The organism is Zoogloea sp., from assembly GCF_044344315.1.
GTDB lineage: Bacteria > Pseudomonadota > Gammaproteobacteria > Burkholderiales > Rhodocyclaceae > Zoogloea.
The window spans coordinates 1-25271 of record NZ_JBIJDC010000063.1; the positions used below are offsets into that span (position 1 = coordinate 1).

28 protein-coding genes are annotated in these 25271 nt (G+C 63.7%); 25 read left to right on the forward strand and 3 right to left on the reverse strand.

Annotated features, from left to right (window positions below; genetic code table 11):
- Positions 1–47: 47 nt before the first annotated feature.
- On the reverse strand, positions 48–1376 hold the full coding sequence (locus tag ACIQ09_RS13895) for a hypothetical protein (RefSeq protein WP_398310834.1): 1329 nt from the start codon (positions 1374–1376) through the stop codon (positions 48–50).
- A 291-nt stretch (positions 1377–1667) separates the two neighbouring features.
- Here ACIQ09_RS13895 and ACIQ09_RS13900 point away from each other — a divergent pair, with 291 nt between their 5' ends.
- The 17 genes from ACIQ09_RS13900 (at position 1668) to ACIQ09_RS13980 (ending at position 14832) form a co-directional block, all read left to right on the forward strand.
- Positions 1668–1883, forward strand: coding sequence for a hypothetical protein (locus ACIQ09_RS13900; protein ID WP_398310837.1), 216 nt, complete (start codon positions 1668–1670; stop codon positions 1881–1883).
- 3 nt (positions 1884–1886) lie between these two features.
- A complete protein-coding gene (locus ACIQ09_RS13905) occupies positions 1887–2282 on the forward strand; it encodes a hypothetical protein (protein WP_398310840.1) in 396 nt (131 codons plus the stop codon).
- Positions 2275–2739: a glycoside hydrolase family protein gene (locus tag ACIQ09_RS13910; protein ID WP_398310842.1), complete on the forward strand. Its 465-nt coding sequence runs from the start codon at positions 2275–2277 to the stop codon at positions 2737–2739. Before ACIQ09_RS13905 ends, ACIQ09_RS13910 begins: the two co-directional genes overlap by 8 nt.
- On the forward strand, positions 2736–3251 hold the full coding sequence (locus ACIQ09_RS13915) for a hypothetical protein (protein ID WP_398310845.1): 516 nt from the start codon (positions 2736–2738) through the stop codon (positions 3249–3251). The genes ACIQ09_RS13910 and ACIQ09_RS13915 overlap by 4 nt, the downstream gene beginning before the upstream one ends.
- The gene (locus ACIQ09_RS13920) at positions 3248–3658 is read left to right on the forward strand and encodes a hypothetical protein (RefSeq protein ID WP_398310848.1); all 411 of its coding nucleotides are present in this window, start codon (positions 3248–3250) and stop codon (positions 3656–3658) included. Before ACIQ09_RS13915 ends, ACIQ09_RS13920 begins: the two co-directional genes overlap by 4 nt.
- Entirely contained in the window at positions 3655–3891 is a 237-nt protein-coding gene (locus ACIQ09_RS13925) for a hypothetical protein (protein WP_398310851.1), read from the forward strand. The genes ACIQ09_RS13920 and ACIQ09_RS13925 overlap by 4 nt, the downstream gene beginning before the upstream one ends.
- A gap of 1 nt (position 3892) precedes the next feature.
- Positions 3893–4189, forward strand: coding sequence for a hypothetical protein (locus tag ACIQ09_RS13930; RefSeq protein ID WP_374503045.1), 297 nt, complete (start codon positions 3893–3895; stop codon positions 4187–4189).
- Positions 4189–4689, forward strand: coding sequence for a DUF1804 family protein (locus ACIQ09_RS13935; protein WP_374503047.1), 501 nt, complete (start codon positions 4189–4191; stop codon positions 4687–4689). The genes ACIQ09_RS13930 and ACIQ09_RS13935 overlap by 1 nt, the downstream gene beginning before the upstream one ends.
- Positions 4686–6458, forward strand: coding sequence for a hypothetical protein (locus ACIQ09_RS13940; protein ID WP_398310855.1), 1773 nt, complete (start codon positions 4686–4688; stop codon positions 6456–6458). Before ACIQ09_RS13935 ends, ACIQ09_RS13940 begins: the two co-directional genes overlap by 4 nt.
- Positions 6459–6475: 17 nt before the next feature.
- On the forward strand, positions 6476–8089 hold the full coding sequence (locus ACIQ09_RS13945) for a DUF935 domain-containing protein (protein ID WP_398310858.1): 1614 nt from the start codon (positions 6476–6478) through the stop codon (positions 8087–8089).
- A 3-nt stretch (positions 8090–8092) separates the two neighbouring features.
- A complete protein-coding gene (locus ACIQ09_RS13950; RefSeq protein WP_398310861.1) occupies positions 8093–9262 on the forward strand; it encodes a phage minor head protein in 1170 nt (389 codons plus the stop codon).
- A gap of 85 nt (positions 9263–9347) precedes the next feature.
- Positions 9348–9965: a phage virion morphogenesis protein gene (locus tag ACIQ09_RS13955; RefSeq protein ID WP_398310864.1), complete on the forward strand. Its 618-nt coding sequence runs from the start codon at positions 9348–9350 to the stop codon at positions 9963–9965.
- Positions 9966–10187: 222 nt separating this feature from the next.
- Entirely contained in the window at positions 10188–11327 is a 1140-nt protein-coding gene (locus ACIQ09_RS13960; RefSeq protein WP_398310867.1) for a phage protease, read from the forward strand.
- Between the two features lie 2 nt (positions 11328–11329).
- Positions 11330–11704, forward strand: a complete 375-nt coding sequence (locus tag ACIQ09_RS13965; RefSeq protein ID WP_398310870.1) for a hypothetical protein — start codon at positions 11330–11332, stop codon at positions 11702–11704.
- A gap of 24 nt (positions 11705–11728) precedes the next feature.
- Positions 11729–12784 (forward strand): hypothetical protein, encoded by a 1056-nt coding sequence (locus ACIQ09_RS13970; RefSeq protein WP_398310873.1) that lies wholly within the window; start codon positions 11729–11731, stop codon positions 12782–12784.
- A 59-nt stretch (positions 12785–12843) separates the two neighbouring features.
- The gene (locus ACIQ09_RS13975) at positions 12844–13398 is read left to right on the forward strand and encodes a hypothetical protein (RefSeq protein WP_398310876.1); all 555 of its coding nucleotides are present in this window, start codon (positions 12844–12846) and stop codon (positions 13396–13398) included.
- Between the two features lie 15 nt (positions 13399–13413).
- Complete coding sequence (locus tag ACIQ09_RS13980; protein WP_398310879.1) at positions 13414–14832, forward strand: SGNH/GDSL hydrolase family protein; 1419 nt, start codon at positions 13414–13416, stop codon at positions 14830–14832.
- A 27-nt stretch (positions 14833–14859) separates the two neighbouring features.
- Here ACIQ09_RS13980 and ACIQ09_RS13985 read toward each other — a convergent pair whose 3' ends face one another.
- Positions 14860–15699, reverse strand: coding sequence for a hypothetical protein (locus ACIQ09_RS13985; RefSeq protein ID WP_398310882.1), 840 nt, complete (start codon positions 15697–15699; stop codon positions 14860–14862).
- A 375-nt stretch (positions 15700–16074) separates the two neighbouring features.
- Entirely contained in the window at positions 16075–16878 is an 804-nt protein-coding gene (locus ACIQ09_RS13990; RefSeq protein ID WP_398310885.1) for a hypothetical protein, read from the reverse strand.
- A gap of 493 nt (positions 16879–17371) precedes the next feature.
- Between ACIQ09_RS13990 and ACIQ09_RS13995 the strand changes: the two genes are divergently transcribed.
- The 8 genes from ACIQ09_RS13995 to ACIQ09_RS14030 all read left to right on the forward strand — a co-directional run bounded on the left by ACIQ09_RS13995 (position 17372) and on the right by ACIQ09_RS14030 (position 25129).
- Positions 17372–17794 (forward strand): gp436 family protein, encoded by a 423-nt coding sequence (locus ACIQ09_RS13995; protein WP_398310888.1) that lies wholly within the window; start codon positions 17372–17374, stop codon positions 17792–17794.
- Positions 17791–18213 carry a hypothetical protein gene (locus ACIQ09_RS14000; protein ID WP_398310891.1) on the forward strand — a complete coding sequence of 141 codons (423 nt, stop codon included), beginning with the start codon at positions 17791–17793 and terminating at the stop codon, positions 18211–18213. Before ACIQ09_RS13995 ends, ACIQ09_RS14000 begins: the two co-directional genes overlap by 4 nt.
- Positions 18210–18395, forward strand: a complete 186-nt coding sequence (locus ACIQ09_RS14005) for a hypothetical protein (RefSeq protein WP_398310894.1) — start codon at positions 18210–18212, stop codon at positions 18393–18395. The genes ACIQ09_RS14000 and ACIQ09_RS14005 overlap by 4 nt, the downstream gene beginning before the upstream one ends.
- A gap of 3 nt (positions 18396–18398) precedes the next feature.
- A complete protein-coding gene (locus tag ACIQ09_RS14010) occupies positions 18399–19346 on the forward strand; it encodes a phage tail tube protein (RefSeq protein WP_398310897.1) in 948 nt (315 codons plus the stop codon).
- A 19-nt stretch (positions 19347–19365) separates the two neighbouring features.
- On the forward strand, positions 19366–19833 hold the full coding sequence (locus tag ACIQ09_RS14015) for a hypothetical protein (protein ID WP_398310900.1): 468 nt from the start codon (positions 19366–19368) through the stop codon (positions 19831–19833).
- Positions 19834–19871: 38 nt separating this feature from the next.
- Positions 19872–20177, forward strand: coding sequence for a hypothetical protein (locus ACIQ09_RS14020; RefSeq protein WP_398310902.1), 306 nt, complete (start codon positions 19872–19874; stop codon positions 20175–20177).
- 61 nt (positions 20178–20238) lie between these two features.
- Complete coding sequence (locus ACIQ09_RS14025; protein ID WP_398310905.1) at positions 20239–20787, forward strand: hypothetical protein; 549 nt, start codon at positions 20239–20241, stop codon at positions 20785–20787.
- Positions 20788–20878: 91 nt separating this feature from the next.
- On the forward strand, positions 20879–25129 hold the full coding sequence (locus ACIQ09_RS14030) for a phage tail tape measure protein (protein ID WP_398310908.1): 4251 nt from the start codon (positions 20879–20881) through the stop codon (positions 25127–25129).
- Positions 25130–25271: the final 142 nt, after the last annotated feature.

Below are 25271 nucleotides of genomic sequence, written 5' to 3' on the forward strand. Positions count from 1 at the left end.
GTGGTGTTCGTCGGCAAACAGGTCCGTCTTGATGGCACTACGCTGTTTCATCGCGATAAGCTGCAGCAGGGTTCAGGACGATGTAATTTTACCAAGGGTGGGCGAGCTGAGGTTTTTCGAGGCGCCCTTTTGTGAAAAGTCTGATCACCCTTGAGGTCAGGATTCTTGGCGAGATAGTAGTCCGCGCTCTGTTCGACCAGGCAGCGAAACAGCATGCCGACGGCGATTGGCGTTTTTTTCACATTCAGTTCCCGGAGCTCGGCCACGATGTTCGCTGCCTTCTTCTGCTCACGTCCGATGGGCAACCTCGGCGATGCGTTCTTGGTAGGGCCAAACAGGTAGTTTCTATCCCAGGCTGACTTGGTTGGAGATAGGGTTACGGCATCCGGGCGCTCAATTCCGGCAGCTGCTGATCCGCCCTTTTTCTCGCCTTGAGACTCGGGTGCCTCACCTGCACTGGGAGGGGCGGTCCTTCCGTCATCGGGCGCGGTGGGTCCAGAGGCTCCCGTTCTTCCTGATGCATCTGGTGGCGTTTTTTGCTCCGGCGTTGCAGGAGATTCAAGGGGAGGACCTATCTCACTGCGCACCCGTTTGAAGAAGGCAGTTTGTTGCTCGTTGGAGTAGATCGAGCCGGCCTCATCCTCTCGTTTGACGTTGACCTCGCCAGTCTCTATGGCCCTGACCACTCGGGCCGCCAGCGCGTACGCTTGCAGGGTAGGCAGGGTGTTCACGAGTTTCTCGCCTTCGCTGTCGAACCCAATCAGACGGAAGTTCTCACGGTTGAGTGCCCGTGAGAGTGTAGTGATAGGAAAATCGTTACCGATGGATAGGTCGTTTTCCTCCAGCCAGGTGATCAGTTGTGCGGCCCGCTTGTTCTGATCTGAAATGCCAAGTTGAAGGTTGAAGAGCGAGATCATCAAGGCCGTCCAGCCCTTCTGGCCGACCCCGGCGTTCTCACCAGTGTGCTTGCTGGCGATGTACTTGAGGATGCGCGCCTCGTCGTCGCACGTCTGGCAGTCAACCACTGTCGAGATAGGGTGAGGCGCCGATTCCGCAATACGGGTAATCAGACTGGCAAGTGCCTTGTCGGATCCGCAAAGGCTCGGCTTGAGCAATAGCTTAAGCGCAGTGACGCGGCGGTTTCCATCTCTTACGACCCATTTCCCGTCCGCGTTCTTCGAGATCAGGATGTGGTCGATGGACAGCCCTTCAGTCGCAATGTCCCTCACCAGATTCAGGAAGGAGTCGCCATCCTTGAGGATTCGACTGATGCAGTCGTTCTGATCCGCACCGTGCCTGATACGCGGGTTGTGAGTGTCGAGAAGCAGATCCACAACCGGGATCGCATGAACTGTTTTGAAATGGTTGCGGGACATAGAAGAGAGGGCTTGAAAGGATGGCAGCAATATATGCCATTAGGGAGTGCGCTTGCACGCTAAATGTTATCGGCGTGGAGACGACATGTAGCCACTAAGGTGGGCAATCACTTTGAGCAAATCAATCTCACAAGACTCCCCCAGATAAGTCGATCTGTCAGTGATCCATTCAACACGATAGCCATGGCGAATTGCCAACCTCTTCCCTACATCCGGAGAGCGTTGGCGACGCCTGTCGGCGGAACCGCTTCCGCCTGACCCGCCCTCGCGCGCGCGCGGAAGATGCGATCCATGCACCGCGACCTTCCCGCTCCCCTCGCTGCCCATCCGCCGATCGTCAAGACCTGCGGCTTCTGCTCGCACTGGCAAGTGCCCGCCGCTGAATCGTCCGCGCTCCTCCGCGGTGATGCCGGCATGGCGGATCTCGGCGCCAAGCCCTGCGCAATCAGCGGCCAGAGCTGGCGTTACCTCGCGGCCACCCACCGTTGCCACCTTTCCCAGGGGTAAGCCATGGCCGTCACCGTATCCCTTGCCGTGCGCACGCTGCTGCCCATCGACCCTGCAGTTGAGGTGGATGTGCATTACATCTTCGACAGCGGCGAGGTGTCGCCCACGCCGCTGCGCACACTGCGCCTGCGCATGGGCCTGCCCAACGAGATCACCCTGCATTGCCGCATGGCGCTGGTGATCCGCGTGGGGAGCCGCTCGCAGCTGCCGCTCACCATTGCCCATTGCGACCCCGGCATGAGCACCGCGCTGCTGCTCACCGAGCTGGTGCTGGGGGACGATGCCGAGCCCTACACGCTCTCGCGGCGCATCGTGGCGCCGGGCGGCAGCCAGCACCTGGCGCTGGAGGATGCGGACGTGCTGGTGCTCCGCGAGGTTGACGAGGTGGGTGATGCGTAAGCTCGCCGCCACGCTCACCGCATCGGCCCTGATTGTCGGCTCCATTGCCGGCTACGAGGGCTACCGCACCCATGCCTATCAAGACGTGGTAGGCGTGTGGACCATCGGCTACGGCATTACCGGCGGGGTCAAGCGGGGTGACCAGACCGACCCGGTGCGTGCTGTGCAGGCCCTTACGCGCACCATCGACGAGAAGGCCCGCGAAGCAGCCCGGTGCATTGCCGATGTGCCGCTGCACCAGTACGAGTTCGACGCCTATGTGAGCTTCGCCTACAACGTGGGCACCCCGGCCTTTTGCGGCAGCACCCTGGTGCGCAAGCTCAAGGCCACCCCGCCCGATTACGCCGGCGCCTGCCGCGAGATGCTGCGCTGGGTGTATGCAGGCGATCAGCAGCCCGCTGGCCTGGCCCGGCGCAGGGCCGAGGAATACCGGCGCTGCATGGGGGCCGCGCAGTGAAGGGCCCGCTCAGCATGCCGGGCGTGCTGCCCGCTGCCCTGGGCCTTGCCCTTGTTGTCGGCGTAGCCATTGGGGCAGGCGCTGCCGGCGTCGTCAAGAACGGGCAGATCGCGCTGATTGAACGCAACCACGCCCGGCAAGCCGCACGCGACCAGGCCGCGCAGCTGGAACGTCTGCGGGATGCCCAGGCCCGCGGCGACGCCCTCACCACGGATCTGCTCTCGGCCCGGGCCGAGGCAGATCAACTTCAGGAGCAACTCCATGCTGCGCTTCCCCGCGCCACGACTGGCCGTGCTTGCCTTGGCGGCGGTGCTCTGCGCCTGCTCGACCGCGCCGCCGGCCTCCGCGCCGAACTGCCCCCGCCCCCCGGCGTCGCTGATGCAGCGGATGCCGGCCCAGTTGCCACCGATACCGAGGTCGCCCGCTGGGCCGGCCACGCCTACTTTGAGTACGCCGAGTGCGCCCGGCGCCTCGACGCCCTGATCCAGTTCAACGAGACCGAAGCCCCGTGATCATCGAAATCAACTACCTCACCGTCGTGATCATCGGCGCCCTGTTGTCGGCCTTCGTCGGTGCCTTGTGGGCCATCGGTCGCACGTTTCTGCAGCAGTACGGCACCTTGGTGTCGTCGCAACTGGAGGCTGTGCAGGATGCCGAAGCCAAGGCGGCCGAAGAGATCAAGGACCGCCTGGATCGGCTGGAAGCAGACCACTCCGCCCGCATCCTGGATATGTCCCGCCAGATATCGGATCTGGAGGATGTGAGCGCCAAGGCGCTGACCCACAAGGATTTGGACGACCTCTACGGCAAGATCAACGCGACATCAGGGGACGTGCGGGAGATGAAGGGCGAGCTCAGGCTGATCAGCACCAGCTTGCAGATGATCCTGAACCGCATTGCAGAGCGGGGCATGACGTGACCCCCGACGCCCCCCGCCGCAGCAACTGCCTGCTCTACGCCTTGCGTCAGTGGCGCGCGCGAGGGGGCTATCTGATCGTTCGGCGATCCCGCTGGGGCTGGTGGCCGCACTTTCTGTGGGCGCCGGACCTGGGCGACCTGCCCGTCGAGCACTTTGCCCCCGTTACCCCGCGCACCGATCTGCGCTTTCCCCCGCTGATTTTTAACGGCACCGTCCGCACGAGAGACCACTGACATGAGCACCGCCGACCGCATCACAACCGAGGACCGCCGCCGGGCGATCCTCGTTGCGCTTTCCCTGTCGCCCAGCTTCCGCCTGGAGCCCCGTGCCCTGCGCCGGCAGATCGAGGCCGTCAATTTCGAGGTGAGCCTCGACCGCCTGGCTATGGACTGCAACTGGTTGGCCGAGATGGAGCTGGTGGAGGCACCGCCCGAAGGCATGGTGCGCCTGACGGACAGGGGCGCCGATGTGGCCCTGGGGCGTATCCGTGTGCCTGGCGTAACCGGCTTTGAGCCCGGCGAGCGCAAGTAATGGCCCACTCCGACGACACCCGCCGGGCGGTGCGCGCGGCCTTTGTGCACGACCAGCTTGGGCTGGAGGTGGCTGCGGTGAAGTGCGGTGTGCCTGTTGCCACCGCCCGGCGCTGGATTCGCGACGCCCGGGAGGCGGGTGACGACTGGGAGAAGGCCCGCACAGCGCAGATGATCGCCGGCGGCGGCATGGAGGCGATCGCCCGGCAGACGATGGCCATGTTCAGCCAGCAGGCCCAGGCCACGCTGCAGATGCTGCAGGACGATACCCAGATCGCCCCCCTCGAGCGCAGCAAGGCCCTGGCCAGCCTGGCCGACAGTTTCAACAAGCTCGTGGCATCCAATGCACGGCTGATGCCCGAGACCGACAAGCTGGCCGTTGCCCTTGATGTGATCAAGCGCCTGTCGGAGTTTGTCCGGGCCAACCACCCGCAGCTCGCCGGTGGCTTTGCCGAGATCCTCGGGCCGTTTGGCGACGAGATCGCGAGGGCCTACGGGTGAGCACCAAGAACACGTCCGAGAAGGACTTTCTCTCCGACCTGGCCGACCTGGCCAGGGAGCTGCGCAACGAGATCCAGGCGCACCAGGTGGGGCTGGACCCGTCGCCGGCGGCCCGCCTGGCCCGGCGTCGGCGCGTGCTGGTGGAGGGTGACTTCGAGTTCTTCGCGTACACGTACTTTCCCCATCACATCCGGCCGCCCGCGTCGCTGTTTCACCGCCACTTCTTCACCCGCTTCCCGCAGCTGCTCGACAGCCCGGGCGGGGTGAAAGAATGGTGGATCGCACCGCGCGGCGAGGCAAAGAGCTCGCTGACCACCAAGGTTGGCCCCGCCTGGGTGGCGGTGCGCGCGCTGCTCCAGCAGCCCGCCATCCGCGCCGAGCTCGAATGGCCTGACGATGCGCCGCTGCCGTACTTCGTGGATTACGTGGTGCTGCTGGGCGCTGAAACCAAGCTGCCCACCAAGCTGCTCGAAGTGGTCAAGACGGAGCTCACGGTAAATGCAGCGCTGGCGCTGGACTTTCCGGAGGCGTGCGGCCGGGGTGTGCAGTGGAAGGTGGGGGAGTTCGTGAGCGCGGCCGGGGTCAAGTTTGAGGCCTTCGGCGCCGAGCAGGCCATCCGCGGCACCTTCCACGGCGCCAGCCGACCCAAGCTGCTGCTGGGTGACGATCTGATCACCGACAAAGAGGCCAAGAGCCCCACCGAACGCGACAACCGGTGGGACTGGCTTGAAAAGGCCATCGACTACCTCGGCCCCCCGGACGGGTCGGTGAAGTATGTGGGTGTGGGCACCATCCTCAATAAGGATGACCCCATCAGCCGTGCCAAGCGCACCGTGGGCCACCTGGTGCACCACTTCCGCGCCATCGAAGCCTTTCCGACCAGGATGGATCTGTGGGAGCAGTGCCAGACGCTGATGCTCAATGAAGACAAGGCCGTGATGGAGGCCTTTGCCGAGCGTGGTGCTGTGGCCCCTGACGCGGCCCTGCCGTCCCATGTGTTCTACCAGGAGTTTCGGGTCGAGATGGACGAGGGCGCCGAGATCAGCTGGCCCGGCGTGCGCTCCCTGTACTGGCTGATGCGCCAGCGCGCAAAGAACCCCCGCGCCTTCGGCACCGAGCTGCAGGGCGACCCGCGCAGCGAGGAGGATAAGGTTTTCACGCCCGTGCGCTTCTTCGTGAGCCGCATGCCGCACTGGATCTTCTTTGGTGCGTGTGACCCCTCCATGGGCAAAGGCGCCACCTCCGACCCCTCTGCCATCGTGGGTGGTGGTTGGGACCGCGAGAAGAAGAAGCTGCACGTCGTGCATGCCGAGATCAAGCGCCGGGTGCCCTCCAAGCTGGAAGCCGACCTGATCGCTTTTCAGCGCGAGTTCCGCTGCAACGGTATCGCCTTCGAGAACAACAACGCCTACGAGAGCATGCGCACGTCGCTCATGACCGCCGCCCTCGACAAGGGCGTGGCCCTGCCGCTGGTGGGCGTTACCGCCACCGTTGAACAAGAGGTGCGCATCGACAGCCTGGAGCCGTTTGTAACGGACCCCCTGGAGCCCCGCATCCTGTTTTCTCCAAACCTGATCCTGTTGCTCTCCGAACTGGATACCTGGCCCGAGAAGCAGCCCGGCCACCACTACGACGGTCTGTGCGCACTCCACCTGCTGTGGTGGATCGCCGTGACCCGTGGCGGCTTCAGCGGCGCCGGCGGCTTCCAATCCATCCCCCGCCGTGGGGGTGAAGACAGCGGCGGCAACTCCCGCAGCATGTTCGCCTGACCCTACCGAGACGACTCATGTCCATCATTGATCAGTACGGCAAACCCATCAGCACCCGCACCCTGGCCGAGCCCCAAACGGCCAGGCTCGTGCACCTGCAGCGCTGGACGGTTGCGTCCCACATGAGCGGGCTGACCCCCGCACGGATCGCCCAGTGCCTGGCTGCGGCAGACCAGGGCAACATCCTTGGCCAGCACGAGCTGTTCGATGACATGTTTGAACGGGACGCCCACCTGCGCTGCGAGTACGAAAAGCGCCGCGGTGCCCTGCTCGGCCTGGAGTGGAGCGTGGAGCCCCCGACCAGCCCCAGCGCGAAGGAGAAGAAGGCCGCCGCCGCCATTGAGGACATTCTGCGCAACGCCGTGGATGACCTGGAAGACCTGATCCTCGCCATGATGGACGGTGTGGGCCACGGCTTTGCCCCCATCGAGCTGGAGTGGCAGCGCATTGAAGGCATGTGGATCCCGCGCTTCCATCCGCGGCCCCAGGGCTGGTTCAAGATGGACATGAACCGCCGGGAGCTGCGGCTCAATGACGGCAGCGCCGACGGGGCCGTGCCCCTGTCGATGGGCTGGGTGATGCACCAGCACGTCAAGGCCAAGACGGGCTACCTGGGCCGCATTGGCCTGGGGCGCGTGCTGGTGTGGCCCTTCCTCTACAAGATGTACAGCCTGGGGGACATGGCCGAATACCTGTCCACCTATGGCCTGCCGATGATCATCGGCAAGTACATGCCCGGTGCCGGCGACGAGGAGAAGGCCTCGCTGATGCGCGCTGTGACCGATCTTGGCCGCGACGCCCGCGCGATCATGCCCGACGGCATGAGCATGGAAGTGATGAAGGTCATCGCCAGCGGCGACGGCACGCCTCACCTGTCCATGATGGGTTGGGCAGACGGCGCCCAAAGCAAGGCGCTGCTGGGGCAGGTGCTGTCGGCGGAAGCCAAGGTCACCGGGATGGGGAGCGGCGTGGCCGACCTGCACCAGCTCGTGCGGCGGGACATCCTCAAGGCCGACGCCCGCCAGGTGGCCGGCACGCTCACCCGCGACCTTGTGTATCCGCTGGCTGTGCTCAATGGCCTGCCGGTGGCGGGCATGCTGCGCTGCCCGCGCTTCCGCTTCGAGACCGGCGAGACGGCAGACCTGAAGTTGCTGGCCGAGGCGCTGCCGGCGCTGGCCAAGGGCGGCGCGAAGATCCCGCTGAGCTGGGTGCACGAGAAAGCCGGCATTCCGGAGGCAGACGACGGGGAAGACGTGTTCCAGGTTGAGGCGGCGCCGGCGCCCACTCCGCCGGAGCCGCCCGCGCCGCAGCCCGCTGCCGCGGCAAGCTATCGGCCGCTGGCCAGGGCGGCCCTTGCGGCGCTCTCCATGCCCGTGCGCACAGCCCCTGCAGATGTGGTCGATCACCAGCTCGCCGCGCTCAGCGCCGGCGCACAGCCCGAGGTTGATGCCTGGCTTGCTGCCATTGAGCGGATGCTCACCGACAACCCCACGGCCACGGCGGTGGATGTGCAGGAGCGCCTGCTGGGCATGTTCGGTGATCTGCCCATCGAGCAGCTCGCCGAAGTCATGGCCATGGGCTTTGCCGCAGCCGAGCTGGCCGGCATGGCCGACGTGCAGGACGGCCGCTGACCGATGGCTGCCTCCACCGCCACGGCCTTCTTCCAGGAGCAGATCGACTTCTTCCGCAAGAAGATCAATCTGCCCTCCGAGCGCTGGGACGACATCTGGAAGCGGGCGCATGACCGCGCCTTCATGGTGGCGGGTGCCAACAAGGCCGACCTGGTGGCGGATCTGCGCACGGCGGTTGCAAAGGCCGTGGAGGGGCGCGGCACCCTGGACGACTTCCGGCGCGACTTCCGGGCCATCGTCGCCCGCCGGGGGTGGACCGGCTGGACGGGCGAAGGCAGCGAGGCCGGGGAGGCCTGGCGGACGCGCGTTATCTACGAGACCAATCTGCGCACCAGCTACGCCGCCGGGCGTTACAAGCAGCTCATGGACCCAGAGTTGCTCAAGCTGCGGCCCTACTGGCGCTACGTGCACAACGACATCGTGGCCCGCCCGCGGCCGCAGCACCTGGCCTGGGGGGCAGGCCGGCTTACTTTGCGTTACGACCACCCGGCCTGGCAGATCATCTACCCGCCCAACGGCTGGGGGTGCCGGTGCTACGTGGTTGCCGTCGAGGCACCCAAGGATGGAGACATGATCAGCCTGCCGGACGGCTGGGATCTGATCATCCCGCGCACGGGCGAGCCGGCCGGCGTGGATAAAGGCTGGGGCTATGCCCCCGGCGCCAGCACCGGCGAGCCGCTGCGCCAAATGGTGCAGGACAAGCTGATCACCTATCCGCCGGCGATCACCAAGGCGCTGTCGCGGGAGGTGAACAAGTACATCAACGCCACCGACTCGGCGCCTGCGTTTGTGGAGGCGGTGCTGGCCGACCCCACACGCACCGAGCCCCTATGGCTCGGGTTTGTTGAGGATGCCGCCGCGTTCCAGGCCGTGTCGACGCACGATCTCACGGGCTATCTTGTGCTCGTGCCGGCCGATGCGCCGCGCCACGTCGTGAAGAGCCATGAGTTCGACGGCGCCGGGCAGCGTGTTGCAGTGGGGGCAGACTACGAGAGCCTGATGGACGGGCTACGGTTTGGCAGCAAGCGCCCCGGCCATCCCGGCCCGGAGGGGCAGAGCCGAATGGTGGTGACCTGGGAGAGTGGCGCCGAGACGCTGAGAGCAGTCTGGGAAGTGCGCCCTGGGCACAAGAACCGCGCGTTGGCGCTGATCTCGTTTGTGGTGAAGACATGATGGGCAGCGAGCAGCTGATGCACGCCTTGCAGCGCCCCCAGCCTGTACGTCCGAAACGATCCCGCTATGACCGGGACTATAGCCCATGGCAGTAGCGCGCTCAACCGTCGATATTGACGACGCCGACCTTCGCAAGGCCCTGGAGGGGGTGCAGAGCGCCCTGAGCCCCGAGGGCACCCGCGGCTTGCTGGCGAGCATCGGTGAAGACCTGGTGGAAAGCTCCAAGGCCCGCTTCGTCACCAGTACCGCCCCCGATGGTTCCCGTTGGCTCGCCAACGCCCGAAGCACCATCGAGCGCTTCGTGAGCGAGGGTGGCAACTTCAACAAGGCGGGCAAGCTCAATGCCCGTGGCGTGGCCAAAGTCACCGGCAAGAAGCCCCTGGTCGGGCACACCGGCATGCTGGCATCGCAGATTTTCTACCAGGTTGAATCCGGAGCCCTGGTCATTGGCTCGTCCATGCCCTACGCCCGGGTCCAGCAGCAGGGTGCCAAGCAGGGCGAGTTCGGGCGTGTGGTGGCGTCCAACATCAAGCGCTTCCGCCAGTTCGACGAGAAAGACTTCCGGCGCTACGCCGGTACCAAGAAGGGCCACCCCCTTCCCTGGGGCGACATCCCGGCGCGGCCCTTCCTGGGCATTTCCGAAGCCGACCGCGCCGGCATCCTGCAGGTTATCGAGCGCCGTTTGTCCGGAATCGGAAAATAGCCCCGTGGTGCGATTTTTGGCCTCGGGGTGCGGCCACCGTAGCCCGCGCCCCCCGATCGTGGAAAGTAACGGGGGAGTAACGGGGTCTGTGCGCCTGCGCTTGTTCCGGGGTGGCTTGCGCAGCGCTCAAAATCCGGCGTAGTCTAAAAAAGCGCCACCATCCCCGTCCGGCGGAAGCACTTCCGCCTGACGCCCTCCTCGGCTCGTCGCCACCATGGCGGCATGGCTACCTCAAAGCACCGTCCCCCAAAATCCAAGTACCGCGTTGCGGCCTGCGCCATCGTTGCGGGCGAGCTCGTCGCCAGGGATCGCATCCAGCTGTTCCCGGCGGGTGAGTTCCGTGCGTTGGATGGCCGCCCCACCGATGTGCCGGCCTGGCGGATGGACGCCGACATTGCCGCCCGCCTGATCGCCGCCGCCGACCAGCGCGGCAATCGCTACATGCTCGACTACGACCACGCGGTGCTCTACCGCGACCGCGGCGTGAAGGCTATCGCTGCAGCCTGGTTCAAGCAGCTGGAGTGGGTCGAGGGCGAAGGGCTGTTCGCTGTCGGCGTGGATTGGACTGCTGCCGCTGCTGCGCACATTGCCGCCCGCGAGTACGCCTACATCTCCCCCTTATTCCAGTACGACCCGAAGACCGGCGCCGTCGTCGGGCTCATCAACGCGGCCCTCACCAGCATTCCCGCCCTCGACGACATGGAAGAAGTCTTCGAGGCGGTGGCCGCATCTCTGGCGCAACCCGAATCCCAACCCCTGGAGGACTCTCACGTGGAAGAACTCATCGAGCAGCTCCGCTGGCTGCTCAACCTGCCTGTTGGCGCGTCCGTCGATGACATCAAGGCGCAGCTGCAGAAGATCATGGACCAGCTCGGCTCGTCGCCCACCGCGGCAGCGTCGTTTGACCTGGGCGGCCACCTGGCTGCCCTGGCCGCCCAGGTGTCGGCCGATCCCGACCCCGCCCGCTTTGTGCCGGTGGCCACCCACCAGGCCGTGGCCAATGAGCTGGCCGAGCTGTCTGCCCAGCTGCGCACCGACCGGGTGACCGGGCTCGTTACCGCAGCGCTGGCTGACGGGCGGCTTAACGCCCACCAGAAGGACTGGGCGCAGAGCATTGGCGAAAAGGATCCGGCCAGCCTTGAGGCCTTCCTGGCCACCGCCACGCCCAACCCGGCGCTTGCCGGCATGCAGACCGCAGCGCTGTCGCACCTGGGCAGTCCGCCGGGTGGCGGTAGCAGCAACGACGATCCCCAAGCCATTGCCTTTGCTGCCCTGGCCTATCAGGCGGAACAGGCCAGCAAGGGCATCACCCTCTCAACGGCGCAGGCAGTCCGCCACGTCGAATCCACCCGGAGCAAGTAACCATGGCCATCACCCTGCTCAATCGCAACTACACCGCGGCGGCAGCCATCGCCGCCTTCCGCATCGTCAAGGCGGGCGCTGCTGACGGTGAAGTCCTTCAAGCCGCTGCGGCCACCGACGCCCTCATGGGCGTGTGTGAGTCGGTCGGCCCCGCCGCCGGCGAGCGCTGCGACATCGTCAAGGTGGGCATCGCCGACGTGGAGTTTGGCGGCCCCGTGACCCGCGGTGGCCCGGTGACCTCCGACGCCACCGGCCGTGCCATTGCGGCAGCGCCTGCTGCCGGCAGCAACGTCCGCGTCATTGGCTACGCCGAAGTCTCGGCCGTCGCCGGTGACATCGCCCCCGTCCTCATCGCGCCTGGCGTGATGCAGGGCTGATTCATTCACTCAGGAGTTACCTATATGAACTTCATCAAGAAGCACTCCCGCCTGCTGCTGATTGGCCTGGCCGTCGGCCTGATCTACGCCACTGGGCTCATCGCCGGTGTCTTCCACTTCGATACCGCGCACCTGGGTGTGCTGGCCATCGGCGCGGTGCGTCCGTTCCCGATCAACCCGACCCTCACGGCGATCGCCATCGCCTACCGCAACCCCGATCACATCCTGATCGCCGACCAGGTGCTGCCGCGCACGCCCACTGACCAGGAGTTCAAGTGGTTGAAGTACGACCTGGCGCAGGGCTTTACCGTGCCCGATACCCGGGTCGGGCGGAAGTCGGCGCCAAATGAAGTGGATTTCAACGCCACGGAGGTGCAGGACAGGGTCGAAGACCACGGCCTGGACGACATCGTGCCCAATGAGGACATCGAGGCCGACAACCAGGGCGTGGATCCCCTCGGCACGGCCACGGCCTACCTGACCAGCCTGGTCAATCTGGGCCGCGAGCAGCGTGTGGCCAACCTGGTGTTCAACCCGGCGTCCTACGCCCCCGGCAACGTCCTGCCTCTGTCCGGCACCAGCCAGTGGAGCGATCCGAACTCCGACCCCGTGGCCGGTATCGGCGACGCGCTGGACAGCATGATCATGCGCGGCAACATCGCCATCTTCGGGCAGCAGACTTGGACCAAGCTGCGCCGCAACCCGAAGATCGTCAACGCGGTGAAGGGGGGCACCACGGTGGCCGGCATGGTGAGCCGTGAGGAGTTTGCCGAACTCTTCGAACTGCAGGAAGTGTTTGTGGGCGCCGGCTTTGCCAACACCGCCAAGCGCGGTCAGGCGGCCACCCTGCAGCGCGTTTGGGGCAAGCACGCCTCCTTCATCTACCGCGACCGTGCGGCCGGCCCCCAGGCCGGTGTCACCTTCGGCTTTACGGCGGCCTGGGGCAACAAGATCGCCGGCAACCTGGACGAGCCCAAGATCGGCCTGACCGGTTCCCAACGGGTGCGCTCTGGTGAGCGCGTCAAGGAAGTGATCGCGGCCCGCGACGTGGGCTTCCTCTTTCAGAACGCCGTCGGCTGATCGCCCGAACAACCCCACCACCCCGGGGCTTCGGCCCTGGGGCTGCACGAGGATTCTTCATGCCCCCATCCAAGAAGATCAAATCGGTTGCGGCTGCTTTGGCCCCTTCCGCTTCCAATGCCGATCAGGCGAATTCTGATCCGTCGTTCATCTCCTCTGCCGGTGCGGAGGATGGTTCCCAGTCTGAGGGCTCCTCTCAGCCCGCTGTTGTTCTGCCGACTGAGCCTGCAGCGGCGGAGCCGCAGCTCCCCGGGCGTATTGAAGGAGACCCCGGCCCCGAGCTCGCCCAGCCCGCCGAGCTCGCCCAGACCGTAGATGGCGAGAGCCTCGCGGATTTGGTCGGCAAGCTGGCTGAAGGCCGCCTGGAGCTGCCTGCGCTGCTGGGCCATGTTTCTCAGGTCGGTGAAGGTGTGCAGCTCGACGGTGGCCATCAAGGCGATGGCTCGCTGCTCCAGCCTGTCATTCCGCCTGGTCATGTCCGTGTCCGGGCTCTGCGCCAGGTTGAACACGATGGCCGTCTCTATGGCCCTGATCAGCTCGCAGGTGACGAAATCAACATGCCGGTCGCCCAGGCCGAAGCACTTCACCCCACTGGCGCCATTGAGCGCATGTAATCAAGGGAGCCCCCCATGCCCGTTTCTCGTTACGTCACGCTGCGCACCGTAAAGCACTCGGGGAGTGAATTTCCTGTCGGGACGCCAATGGCGCTGTCCGACGACTATTCAGCACCCTTGCTTGCGATCGGCGCAATCCAAGCACAGGCGGGCGCGCTGCCAACAATGCCGACGGTCCCCGGTGACGTGGTTCGGGAGACGGTCGACACTGGCTCGGGTGGAAAGGCGCGCACCTACGTTGAAGCAATCTCCTTGGATGGTGGGCTTGATTTTCCGATGGCGGGGGGGCTCGTCCAGTCCGGACGTATCCGTGACTTCCCGTACCCGATGGCGGCCATTGGCAATAGTCTTGTTGCTGGCACCAACACCAACAACGCGCTGTCATTTGCACAGCAGTTGGGAACGCGTTGCCCGGAAATTTTTTCGAGCGTAGCGAACCTTGGCGTGGGTGGACAAAGCTCTGCAGCCGCGCTTGCCGCACTCACTGCTAACGGCGTGCCTAAGGGCGTGCGATATGTCGTTTATCACGAGGGCACAAATGATTCAGGAGCGACGCCTCCTGTTACTGTCGCGCAGCACATTGCAAACATCAGGTCCATTTGGGAATGGTGTGCTGCTCGCGGCATCGCTCTGATTGTTGTTGCAGCTGCTACGGTCGACATTCAGGGCACTTGGACTGCGACGTCCAGAGCATTGACTGAGCAATACGCTTTCGCTGAGCGAATGTTTTGCGCTGACAACAAAGTCATTTTTGTTGACCCTTGGCTGGCCTGGATCGACACGGATGGGACCTGGAATGCTGCCGCCAGCGTCGCAGACGGCATCCATCCTCCACAGGCCGTGCACGATGCAGTCGCTGCTGAGATCGTTGCCCAGCTCCGCGCGCGCCGTCCGGCACCGCTCTTGCCCCGGTCGAATGCGGGAAGCGCAGGCATATATCCGTCGTTCGGAAACGTCTTGAACCTTACGGGAGCGGGACTTCCGGCAGGTTGGAGCCAGAACGGTATAGCTCCAACCTCAATCGCACCATCTGCAGCCTCTGCACCTGTCCGGGGAAACTGGGCTGATGCGATGCTGACGAACCTGGCGGGAAGTGGAGATTTTTACCGCTACCTGCACGCGGGTGGTCAGTTTGCCGCGGGAGATCGCGTGAAGATCAGTGGATATTTCAAATTTACAAACTCCAGCAATTGTCGGCTCGCCGCGCGACTAAGCCTCGTCCGATCCGTGGCGCCAAATTTTAGCCTGTATCTTTTTGACACGTCTTCCAGTTTCGGAGAGACGTATTATGAGGGTGAGATCGTCGTGCCACCGGATCTCACCCAGGCAACACTGTGGATTAGCTACAAGCCTGCAAGTGGATCGGGCACATTCTCAGGTTCATTCTCGTTCGCTTGTTTCGACTGCTACAACATTTCCAATGTCCTACTCTGAGGTTTACGCAGCATCGCAACGAAGGCCTCAAGCTGAATTGGTAGGTGATAGATGTGCAATCACGAAAGGCATGGCGCCGGATAGATTCGCTCTTTCGAGGGCTGTCTGATGGTAAGGCGCATAGGGTGGAAGGAGCGTAGAGAGGGCCTCGTTGGCAATCTGTCTGATGAGTGCTCGCGCCATTTTTACCCCTAGGCCGTCTCGCGCGGGGAGTATCACGTTCTTTGGATTGTCAGAGACATGGAGGTTCGTCACCGCATTGCCGCCATTTATAACTGCAACCTGGATCGAAACGGCTGCACATCTCGTCAGTTCGAAATAGGCTTTCTCGATGCCAGGAGCGACGTGCGCACCCCTATCTTGATTCGCCATTTGAGTGACGATCTTCTGACGAGAAAATACAGCGCCAGTCGCAGAAGTCAGTATGGTGGAAGTCCACCAATCAGAGTATGAGCTACCTATGGCCTCCATCGGGGCAATGACGGAAATAGTTGGCTCGCATTCTATCAACTGAACGCCATCAGACTCTCTTACGCAAAGCAGCACCAATCCAGCTGCAGGCTCAACATGGAATCGATGTGCAGGAGACGATCCGGAGTTATTAAGTATGGTTTTCGTTGTGTCGAGGAATGCTATTTCTTCGAGGCCAGCTTGGTGCAAAAGCGAGATCGATGGCATCCGCCCCTTCGGGTTGTGATGAAGCAGCACCCGAAGATTCTGTGCTATGTCCGCAGCAAAATGTCGCTTGCCAAGGTCGTAGTGTTCGCACAACGTGACGAGTACATCGAGATGTTCATCTAGCAGTTGCTGTAACTCCTCCGGGGGGCGGGCAATCCGTTCCTGTTCGCGTTGTTCTTTCTTTGCCATCGAAACTTCTCCTTCCAAAGGGTCTGTGCTTAATCCACTGTTGCGCTGATACGATCTCCGCAGCACGGGGGTCGCGTACCGCCACACCTACAACCCGCAGAAGGTGCCTGACGCGACGGTATCGACGTGGTATTGGGAGGGTGACGACATCATCGTCACGCTGGATTTCCACAAAAGCAGCTCCCTGAGTTTAATCTCGCTGCCTGCTGTCGCAGAAGGGTGGGCCGTAACAGTAATCGAATCAACGGAGGTAACACTTGATTCACCTGTTGTACATGGAGGCCAGATCGCGATTGCCTGTACGGCAAGCTAGGGGCATATCCAACTTATATTTTCAGCTCTGTGATTATTATCAAATTAACGACAACACCAAAATTACCTAATGCGTTCAATAAATCTTGAAATATTATCAACGCGAACAGTGTGTGGTTCGTATCGATGCGCTGGATCGTGAGCCATCGCAACGATTCTGAACTCTCGCTGTCCCTCATACCGCTTCGGTTTTAAAAAAAACTCGCGTGATACCAGCGGCTGAGTGTCGACTATGTTCCTGCCTGTGTATTGAACCAATTGGCCCCAGTGCTCCAGGACGGGCAGGTTAATGGCCAGTCGGTGGCACAGCGCCAACTGAAAGAACAGCGGATTTCTAATTCTCACGCAATAATGGCCAAAGCTCTCCGCCATGCGTTCAAAATCGAAGGTATCCGTCGCACAGAACACGTATCCATCGCGAGCCACCAGCGTTAGCTCGCAATCCGAAATGACGACGTTCATAGGTCCAGCAATATCAAGACGCCTGCCGCGAAGCGGGTCGGCGGCTTTCCACTCGTCTCCCGTTCCAACAAATCTATTGATGAAATGCGTGAGGGTACCTTCTCCTGGGTCGCCGCGTTCGCTGCACTCATATGCGCGACACGCGTTCAACGTACTGACGTAAACATCGCCTTTTGCTAGTGCGTCCGCGTGTTCCGGCGCCCTAACAAATTTATAGATAGCACTCGTTATCTGATGTGGAACTCTGCGGTAGTAGAACTCCAGGTATCCAATTCTCTCGAGGAACCTCCTTTCCCCAAGAGACAGCCTGAAGTTTTTGTGGTCTAGTATTGTCATTGCACGCATAAAAACTTGAATTTTCACAGGCATATGATTATGCAAATTGCACAATTCAACTTCAAGCACTAAGTGAAGTTCGTTCCTCACGCCCTTGGAGTCTGTTTGTAGCACCTGTTGCGCCCGATTCCTAGGGCCTTCTCTTCCAGTCTTCTGGCCCCGGCATCGACCGGGGCCTTGTCTTTATGTCGATCATTTCCACAACAATCGGGCGGTGGGTGCCCAGCTTCCGAACCCTCGCGCCCATATCGCGCGTTTCGTCGCCGCCCTGGGCGAGCGGAGGATCGGTGGGATCCGGCCGCATGAGATCAGGTCGCTGATTGTCGAGACCTACAAGACGCACCCGCTTGCGGCCCAACGCATGCTAGTTGGCTACTACTTTCAAGGACTTGTCCTGGCTGGGGTTGGCGCAATTCACAGAGCGTGCTTCCTTGCTCGGCGTATGCCAGGATAGATTCGCCTCGAAACTATGTACTCCTAGATTGGGCGGAACCGCTTCCGCCTGACATCCCATCGCGCGCGCGCGGAAGATCGTGCCCATCACGACAACGCGCCGCGCACCATGGCCTACGCCACTCTCGCCGATCTCATCGAGGCCGTCGGCGAACCCCTTCTCATCAAGCTCACCGACATCGACACCGTGCGGACGAATGCAGTCGTCGTCAGCCGTGTTGAGGAAAAGCTCGCCCGCGCGTCGGCTGAGATCGACAGCTATTTGTCACCCCGTTACTCGACCCCGCTCCCCGAAGTGCCTGTAACGGTGCGCGGCTACTGCTGCGACATCGCTCTGTTCCATCTTCACAGGCTCGGCGCCGGCGAGGCGGTGGCTCAAAACTACGAGCGTGCCCTTCGTTTTCTGCGGGATGTGGCTGCCGGTAAAGCGGGCCTACCTCTCGCCTCCGGTGCTGCGCCCGACGCGTCCAGCCAGGCGAACCTGGTGCAGATGGTTGTGCCGCCCCGCGTGGGCGGTTGGGGCGTGCGTTGATCCCCGACCTGCCCAGCGTGGTCACTGCGCGGCTTCGGGCTGAGTGTGCGGTGCTGCGTGACGTGGGCAGTGCTGCCGGCCTGGACGCGGTTGAGGACCATCTGGCAGCCGTGCCGGCGGCCTACGTGATTCCACTCGCCGAGCGACCCACCGAGCCGCCCACTGCCGCCCAGTTCAGCCAGCTCGTGGATGTGGCGGTGGGCGTGGTGGTCGTGGTGAGCAATGCATCGGCCTACGGCGAGCGCGACATCAGCGAGCTGGTGGCAGTGCGCCGGGCTGTGTTTGCCGCCTTGCTGTCATGGGTGCCCGAGGGGTGCCTTCAGGGCTTCGCGTTCGGCGGCGGGTGCCTCATCAAGCTATCGAACAACCTGCTGTGGTGGCAGGACGACTTTGTGACCAACTACCAGGAGGTGTTGTGAGTACCAAGCGCAAGGCTGGCGAGCCCGCCGGCAATGACCTGGGCAGCCAGGTGGATCCGTTCCGACACGTCGGCGACGAGCATTGGGGCAAGGGTGGCGACTACGTCATCGGTGCCGATGGTCGCCGTGTGCCCTCCGTGCCTGCGCCTGCTGCGGCGCCTGCCGATCAACCCCAGGAGTAACCCATGCCCAACATTCTCGCGAGTCCGCGCAAGTTCGACAAGAAGGCCCTGCTGGCCAAGCTGGAGACCACCGTTGGCACCGACGCCGTGCCGACTGGCGCCGCCAACTGGATTGAGGCGCGCAACCTCACCCTCACCCCTTACGACGGCGAGACCGTCGATCGCGGCATCGTGCTGCCCTACATGGGCCACGCCGGCAAGATCGTGGTGGCCAACTGGTGCAAGGTGACCTTCGAAGTGCTGGCGGCCGGTGCGGGCGCTGCTGGCACGGTGCCGAAGGTCGATGCTCTGCTCAAGGCCTGCGGCATGGCGGCGACGACGGAGGCCGGTGTCTCGGTGACCTACAACTTGATCAGCGAGGCGATTCCGGCCGTCTCGATCTACATCAACGTGGATGGCACCAACCACCAGATGATCGGCTCGCGCGGCACCGTCGGCCTGACGCTCAACGCCAAGGCCATTCCGGTCTTCAAGTTCGAGTTCGATGCCGTCTTCATGGATCCGGCAGCGGTGGCGATGCCGGCGGTAACTCGCACTGGCTGGCCCCTGGAAGAGCCGGTCAATGCAACGAACACCTCGCCGCTCACGATCAACGCCACGGCCATGGCCTTCAGTGCCCTGGATCTGTCGCTGGCGACCGAGCGCGCCCGTCTGAACCTGCCCGGCCCTCAGACGGGCGTCGAGATCAACGACCGCGCCCCGACAGGCACTGCGACGGTGCTGGCGCCCGATCTGGCCACCTTCAACCCCTTCACCCTCGCGAAGACGGCCGCCGACATCACGCTGTCGGTGACTCACGGCTCCGCTGCAGGCAAGAAGCTGAAGGTGGATGCCAAGGCCGTGCTGACGGGGGCGAACTACGCCGACGTGGAGAAGATGGTCGCCTACACCCTGAACTTCGACTTGAAGCCCGTCGCCGGTAACGACGAACTGGCTTTCACTTTCATGTAACGCCTGGAGTAACGAAGATATGAGCAAGGCATTTGTCATCGTAGCGAATCCCACCGTCCGGTGGCCCGTGGCTGTTTGTGTTCCGGCAGATAATGGTCGCTTCGAGGAGTGGCAGTTCACGGGCATCTTCCGAGTGCTCTCCGAGGCGGAGTTTGATGCCTGGAGCGATAAGCCGGTGATCGAAGATGTAGTCGCAGACCTCGAGGCTGTTCCGGCCCAGGTCGCGGCACTGCCGCTCTCCGAGGTGCTGGCCCGCAATGCGGACAAGTTTGCCGAAGTGCTGGTGGGTTGGGACGACGTGAAGAGTGAAAACGGCGAGGCGATCTCATTCTCCGTCGAGCTGTTCAAGGCGCAGGTCATGGGGGTGCACGGCCGGGCGCTGTCGGTTGGTATCAACACGGCCCTGCGCCAGATCCGCTACGGCGTTGCACCCGATCAGCCGGGTGCTGCGCTGGGAAACTCCGTGCCGCCGCCCGCCGCTGGGTAGAGCTCAACAAAGAGCGCAGTGCCGGCACGGACGAGCTCGTGAAAGACCTGGAGGCGTTCGGGCTGCACGATCAAGCCGAGCAGGCGCGCCAGCGGATGGCGAGCGGCGCGCCGGCCTGCGAGGTGTATGCCTGCAACGCGGATATCTTCGCGCTGTGGGCCGAAGCCTGGGGCTGCTGGCGGTGGGTAGGCGGTGGCATGGGGCCACCCGTGCGGCAGGGGTTGGACTGGGTGCAGGTGCGGGCCCTGATGGGCTACGAGCCTGGCCGGGCAGAGTGGGATCGCATCAAGGACGGCCTGCGTGCCATGCAAGATGAGGCGCTGGCTGTGATGTATTCCCAGTAGCATTGTTGGTGTGACGCAGCCGGGGGAGAATCCTGGCTGTTGTCATTTTTGGGGTGCAAGAATGGATGTCTACATCTCGCCAACTGAAGTGCCCTTGTTCGAGAGGGCCGCTCGGGAGATTCTGCATGGATCATCTTTGGGAGATCGTGCGGTCGCAAACATCGGGCGGCTCGCGATTGGGCGGAATGATGAGCGCTCCATTCGTCCCTTGACGGTCGGTTACTTTGACTGGCCGTGGTTCGAAGAGTGGGCTCAGCAGTTCCGCGAAACGAAGCGTTGGCCAGGCGACGATGTTTGGTACTCCGTGCGCAGACTCTCTCCCGGGGATCGCCTGGGTGAGCGTTCCGAGGACGAGCGAAGAGCAATGCTATGTCAGGCTATCAACAAGCGAGCCTTCAATCTCTTCCGTCTGGGCCAGGTGATTCAGATGTTGGATGATCAGAAAAATGGACTGCTGGCTTCTCGATATGCCCCGGTCTTCGAACACTCGGAGACAGCGCTGTCCAAGCGTCTCGCAAAAGAGCGCTTGCCTACCATCTTAGATCCGTCGTTCCTTCCTCCGTTTTACCCTGGGGATCGAACCCAAGTCGGCCTAAAGAAGCTCAAGTAGGTAAAGTCAGGCGGAAGCGGTTCCGCCTGACCCCTTTTCACGCGCGCGCGGATGATCGGCCCCACTCCCAGGGGCTTATTGGCACATCCGCATGGCAAACCGCGACATCGTTTATGGCATCCGTATCACCGGCGACGCAACGTCGGCGGTGGTCGAGGCCAAGAAGGTCGACAAGGCATTCGACGAGGTTGCGGCGACCCTGGATCGTGCTGAGTCGGCCGCGGGCACGGCTCAGGCGGCGATGACCGGCGTGGTCAGCCCTGCCGCCGTGGCGGGGATCAATGCCGGGGGTGGTGCAGCCAATGAAGCGGCTGGGCACGTGGCCAGGCTTGGTGTTTCTGCCGGTCAGACTGCCCAGGCCATGCGGCAACTGCCCATGCAGTTCACTGACATCTTCACGTCCCTGGCGTCGGGCATGCCGCCCATGATGGTGTTGATGCAGCAGGGCGGGCAGCTCAAAGACAGCTTCGGCGGGGTAGGCGCGGCGGCGAAAGCCGTGGGTGGCTATGTGGCCGGCCTGGTCGGGCCGTTTACGCTGGCTGCTGCTGGCGTGGGCGTGCTGACCGCCGCGTGGGTGCAGGGGTCGTCCGAAGCCGAGGCCTACGAGAAGACCCTGGCGATCACGGGCTATCGGGCGGGTGTCACGGCCAGCGAGCTGTCTGTGGTGGCGGAGAGCATCGGCAAGGTGTCAGGCACCCAGGGCAGCGCCGCCGAGATCCTCAACCAGCTGGCCGGATCCGGAAAGGTCGCGGCCGGGCAAATGGAGGAAGTGGGTGCGGCCATTTCGGCGATGGCCGAGACCGGCGCCCGCGATGTGGAGACCCTGGTCAAGGAGTTTGCGGCCATTGCAGAGGATCCGGTCAAGGGCATCCTCAAGATAAACGACGCCTACAACTTTCTGACGCCCACCATCTACGGCCAGGTGAAGGCGCTCCAGGAGCAGGGCAAGATGGAAGAGGCCGTCGCCCTGGCGCAGTCCGAAGCTGCCAAGGCCGTGAAGCAGCGTGCCGCCGAGGTGGAGGCCGCCACCGGTGCCATGGAGCGGGGCTGGCGCAGCCTGGTCAATGTGGTCCAGTCCGCCTGGAGCGCGATGAAGGACGTCGGGCGCGAATCGCTGCTGCAACAGGTTGCGGCGCAGAAGAAGCTCATTGAGGAAATCCGCTCCGGTGAGCAGAACGGAGACATCGGGGCGGCTCAGCGCTATCTCGTAACCCTCGAAGGGCAGGTTGCCGCTGAGAAGAAGGCGGCCGAGGGTGGTGCTGCTCGTGCAGCGTCCATGAAGGGCTTTCTGGCCACGGAGAAGGAAGTGGCGGCTGCTCAGGAGCGCGGAGCGAAGCAGACCCGGACCCTGACTCAAGCACTGGGGGAGTATCGGGAGAACCTCGACAAGATCCGCGCCGCCGACCCCAAGTCCGTCATGCTCGACCCTGCAAAGGTGGCCGCCGGCGAGGCTGCGATCCGGAAGGAGTTCGAGACGACGGCGAAGGTCCGCCGGGCCGCTGCATCGACGCCGGGTGAGCGGCTGGATTCGACTTGGGTGCAGCGCATACAGGTGCTGAAGGCGCAGGCCAGTGCTACCGAGTCCCTCACCGAGACCGAGCGGGCCGCGATCCGGGTGATGACCGACTTCGCCAACGGCAAGCTCAAGCTCACCGCGGCCGAGAAGACGCGCCTGCCCGGCCTGGTGCAAGAAGCTCTGCTGCTGGATGACGCTGCAGAGGCGGCCAAGAAGGCTGCGGTGGAGCAGGCAGCCCTGGCCAAGGCGCAGGAAGCTGCGATAGATGCGGTGCGCTCCGACACCCAGGCCCTGCTTGCGAAGCTGGATGCAGCCCAGGCAGAGGCCGAGACCTACGGCATGACCGAAGAGGCCGTCTATCTGCTGCTCGCGGCAAGGGCCGAGGATCGGGCCGAGATGAACGCGTTTGGCGATGCCAACGACGCGATCATCGCGGAGCTGAAAGCGCAGGCAGAGGCTTACCGGGATCTCGCGGAAGCTGCAGGTGCCAAGGCGAGCAGGGAGGCGACGCGCAAGGCTGGCGAGGATGCCCGTGCTTCTGCCCGACGGTTTTCCGATGACCTGGAGCGGGCGCTCACTGACAGCCTGATGCGGTCGTTCGAGGCCGGCAAGGGCTTCGGTGAGGCCTTCCTCGACAGCATCAAGAACATGCTCAAGACGGCAGCATTGAAAGCGGTGGTGCAGGTCGTGATGTCGCCAGTCACTGGCGGTATCTCCGGGGTGGCTGGCGCAAACATGTCGTCCTCTGGCGCGGGGGGCGGCAGTGGTTTGATGGGGTCGGCCAGCAACATCAACACCTTGTCGAACCTCGCTGGTTACGGATCTATCGGGTATCAGTGGGCGACGGGCAGCATGTCTGGCGCCAACGCAGTGGGCACCGTGACGGCGAATGCCACGGGATCGGGCCTGGACGGGCTGATCGCTGCGACGGATGGATGGGGTACGGTTGCCGCCGACGCTGGCAGCACAACTGCCGCCGGGATGTCGGGTTGGGGACTCGCCGGTGGCGCGCTGGGCGGCGCAATGTTGGGATACCAGCTGACGGACGGCAATGCGTTGGGAACGTTTGCCGGTGGCGCCGGCGGCATCGCGGCTTATGGCGCGGCATCGAGTGCGATGGCTGGCGGCACTATGGCTGCCGGTGCCTCCGCAGCACTCGCCGCAATTCCAGTCTGGGGCTGGATCGCGCTTGCGGCACTGGCGATCGGCGGCAGTATGGTCACGGGTGGCACTCCGCACCTGGGCGGCGCCTATGTCGCCGGCACTGACGGCTCGGGGTTCAAGGCGACGGATACGAACTACGGCGGCTTCGGGCTGGACTGGGGGGCGTACAACTCCGATCGCAACACGGGCATCGACGGGGCGACCAAGGCGCTGGCTGAAGGCGTGGCAGGCTCGTTGAGCAGCATTCTGGGTAAGTTCGGGCTGGACAACTACTACCAGGTCGGTGTGCGCTTCGCTGCAGATAATGAGGACCGAAGCCCCGGGGCGATCCGGATCACGAACCAGGCGGGCGAGATCGTCGCCGAGGTGGCAGGGAAGTTCAACAAGAGCGCACAGAAGGGGCTTGAGGAACTGGCCGCCAAGGCGGGTGAGGCGATCCAGAAGACGCTGCTAGATGCGGATTTGCCGGCCTGGGCTGAAGACACGCTGTCTGCGCTTGGTGCAAGCCCAAGCATCGATCAGCTGAACAAAGCCCTCGCCTCAATCGCACAGTTTGAGGCCGCTGCCGGGCAGATCACGGACACGCTCGGGATCTCGACCGATGCCGTGTATGGGCTCACCAAAGCGTTCGGCGGCCTCTCGGCCGCTGGTGCCGCGCTGTCCGGCTACTACCAGCTTTTCTACTCGGACGTTGAGCGGACGGCTGATGCCCGTGCTCAGCTTGCGGATCAGTTTGGTGCCCTGGATCAAGCCGTGCCGGAGAACAAGGCGGCGTTTCGGGCGCTCGTCGAGTCGATCGACATGACGACGACGGCCGGGCAGCAGCTTTACGCTCAGCTGATCACGCTCGCGAGCCCGTTCGCGGCCGTCGCCGACGTGGTTGAGCAGCAGGCAGCTGGCCTCCAGCAGCGCATCTGGCAGCTCACGGGAGATACAAAGGCGATCCGAGAAGCCGAGCTCGCCAAGATCGACCCCGCAAACCGGGCGCTCCAGGAGCGCGTCTGGGCGCTTGAGGATGAGCAGTCAGCCCACCAGGCCATGGCCAGCGCGATCTCTGGTGTGTCGGCCGCATCGAGCAGCGCGGTGGATAGCCTGGCCAGCCTCTCGGATGCATTGCACAGCGCCCTGGGTTCGGCCGGCGATGAAACCGCATCCGCGTCGGCTGCCGCACGCGCCCGGGCGCAGGCCCAGTTGGGCAGTGCACTGGCCATCGCGAAGGCGTCGGGTGGATCTGTCCTTCCAGACGAAGCTGCGATCTCGGGCGCCCTCGGTGTCGTCGGGCAGTCATCGACGGGCATGTTTGGCAGCTACGAGGAGTACCTGCGCGATCGCCTGCGCACCGCCAACACCATTGCCGGTCTGGCCAGCATCGTGGATTCGCGCCGCGGCATCGTGCCGGGCTTCGCCTCTGGCGGAAGCCATTCCGGCGGCTGGCGCGTCGTGGGCGAGAACGGCCCGGAGCTCGAATACACGGGCCCATCCCAGATCGTGAGTAACGGGGATTCCAAGAGCCTGCTTTCGCTGGACGAGGTAATTGCCGAGCTGCGCGCACTGCGTGACGACATGCGGACAGGCCACGTCGCGATCAGCCAGGCTACGAGCAAGGTTGCACGGCTTCAGGCTCAGTGGGACGTAGATGGGTTGCCCGGGGTGCGCGCATGAGGATCATTCGCCCCACCACCGTAAGCGATGCGGAGCTCACGAGCTCGACTGTCCCTGAGACGGATTACCCCGAATGGGCGGCCGGCACCACCTACGCCGTGGGCGCCCGCGTGATCATTGCGGCGTCGCACCAGGTGTTTGA

What these genes read in the sequence shown, in the direction of transcription:
- ACIQ09_RS13895 (WP_398310834.1), bottom strand. Translation starts at nt 1,376, where the DNA reads ATGTCCCGCAACCATTTCAAAACAGTTCATGCGATCCCGGTTGTGGAT.
- ACIQ09_RS13900 (WP_398310837.1), top strand. Translation starts at nt 1,668, where the DNA reads ATGCACCGCGACCTTCCCGCTCCCCTCGCTGCCCATCCGCCGATCGTC.
- ACIQ09_RS13905 (WP_398310840.1), top strand. Translation starts at nt 1,887, where the DNA reads ATGGCCGTCACCGTATCCCTTGCCGTGCGCACGCTGCTGCCCATCGAC.
- ACIQ09_RS13910 (WP_398310842.1), top strand. Translation starts at nt 2,275, where the DNA reads ATGCGTAAGCTCGCCGCCACGCTCACCGCATCGGCCCTGATTGTCGGC.
- ACIQ09_RS13930 (WP_374503045.1), top strand. Translation starts at nt 3,893, where the DNA reads ATGAGCACCGCCGACCGCATCACAACCGAGGACCGCCGCCGGGCGATC.
- ACIQ09_RS13935 (WP_374503047.1), top strand. Translation starts at nt 4,189, where the DNA reads ATGGCCCACTCCGACGACACCCGCCGGGCGGTGCGCGCGGCCTTTGTG.
- ACIQ09_RS13945 (WP_398310858.1), top strand. Translation starts at nt 6,476, where the DNA reads ATGTCCATCATTGATCAGTACGGCAAACCCATCAGCACCCGCACCCTG.
- ACIQ09_RS13950 (WP_398310861.1), top strand. Translation starts at nt 8,093, where the DNA reads ATGGCTGCCTCCACCGCCACGGCCTTCTTCCAGGAGCAGATCGACTTC.
- ACIQ09_RS13955 (WP_398310864.1), top strand. Translation starts at nt 9,348, where the DNA reads ATGGCAGTAGCGCGCTCAACCGTCGATATTGACGACGCCGACCTTCGC.
- ACIQ09_RS13960 (WP_398310867.1), top strand. Translation starts at nt 10,188, where the DNA reads ATGGCTACCTCAAAGCACCGTCCCCCAAAATCCAAGTACCGCGTTGCG.
- ACIQ09_RS13965 (WP_398310870.1), top strand. Translation starts at nt 11,330, where the DNA reads ATGGCCATCACCCTGCTCAATCGCAACTACACCGCGGCGGCAGCCATC.
- ACIQ09_RS13970 (WP_398310873.1), top strand. Translation starts at nt 11,729, where the DNA reads ATGAACTTCATCAAGAAGCACTCCCGCCTGCTGCTGATTGGCCTGGCC.
- ACIQ09_RS13975 (WP_398310876.1), top strand. Translation starts at nt 12,844, where the DNA reads ATGCCCCCATCCAAGAAGATCAAATCGGTTGCGGCTGCTTTGGCCCCT.
- ACIQ09_RS13980 (WP_398310879.1), top strand. Translation starts at nt 13,414, where the DNA reads ATGCCCGTTTCTCGTTACGTCACGCTGCGCACCGTAAAGCACTCGGGG.
- ACIQ09_RS13985 (WP_398310882.1), bottom strand. Translation starts at nt 15,699, where the DNA reads ATGGCAAAGAAAGAACAACGCGAACAGGAACGGATTGCCCGCCCCCCG.
- ACIQ09_RS13995 (WP_398310888.1), top strand. Translation starts at nt 17,372, where the DNA reads ATGGCCTACGCCACTCTCGCCGATCTCATCGAGGCCGTCGGCGAACCC.
- ACIQ09_RS14010 (WP_398310897.1), top strand. Translation starts at nt 18,399, where the DNA reads ATGCCCAACATTCTCGCGAGTCCGCGCAAGTTCGACAAGAAGGCCCTG.
- ACIQ09_RS14015 (WP_398310900.1), top strand. Translation starts at nt 19,366, where the DNA reads ATGAGCAAGGCATTTGTCATCGTAGCGAATCCCACCGTCCGGTGGCCC.
- ACIQ09_RS14025 (WP_398310905.1), top strand. Translation starts at nt 20,239, where the DNA reads ATGGATGTCTACATCTCGCCAACTGAAGTGCCCTTGTTCGAGAGGGCC.
- ACIQ09_RS14030 (WP_398310908.1), top strand. Translation starts at nt 20,879, where the DNA reads ATGGCAAACCGCGACATCGTTTATGGCATCCGTATCACCGGCGACGCA.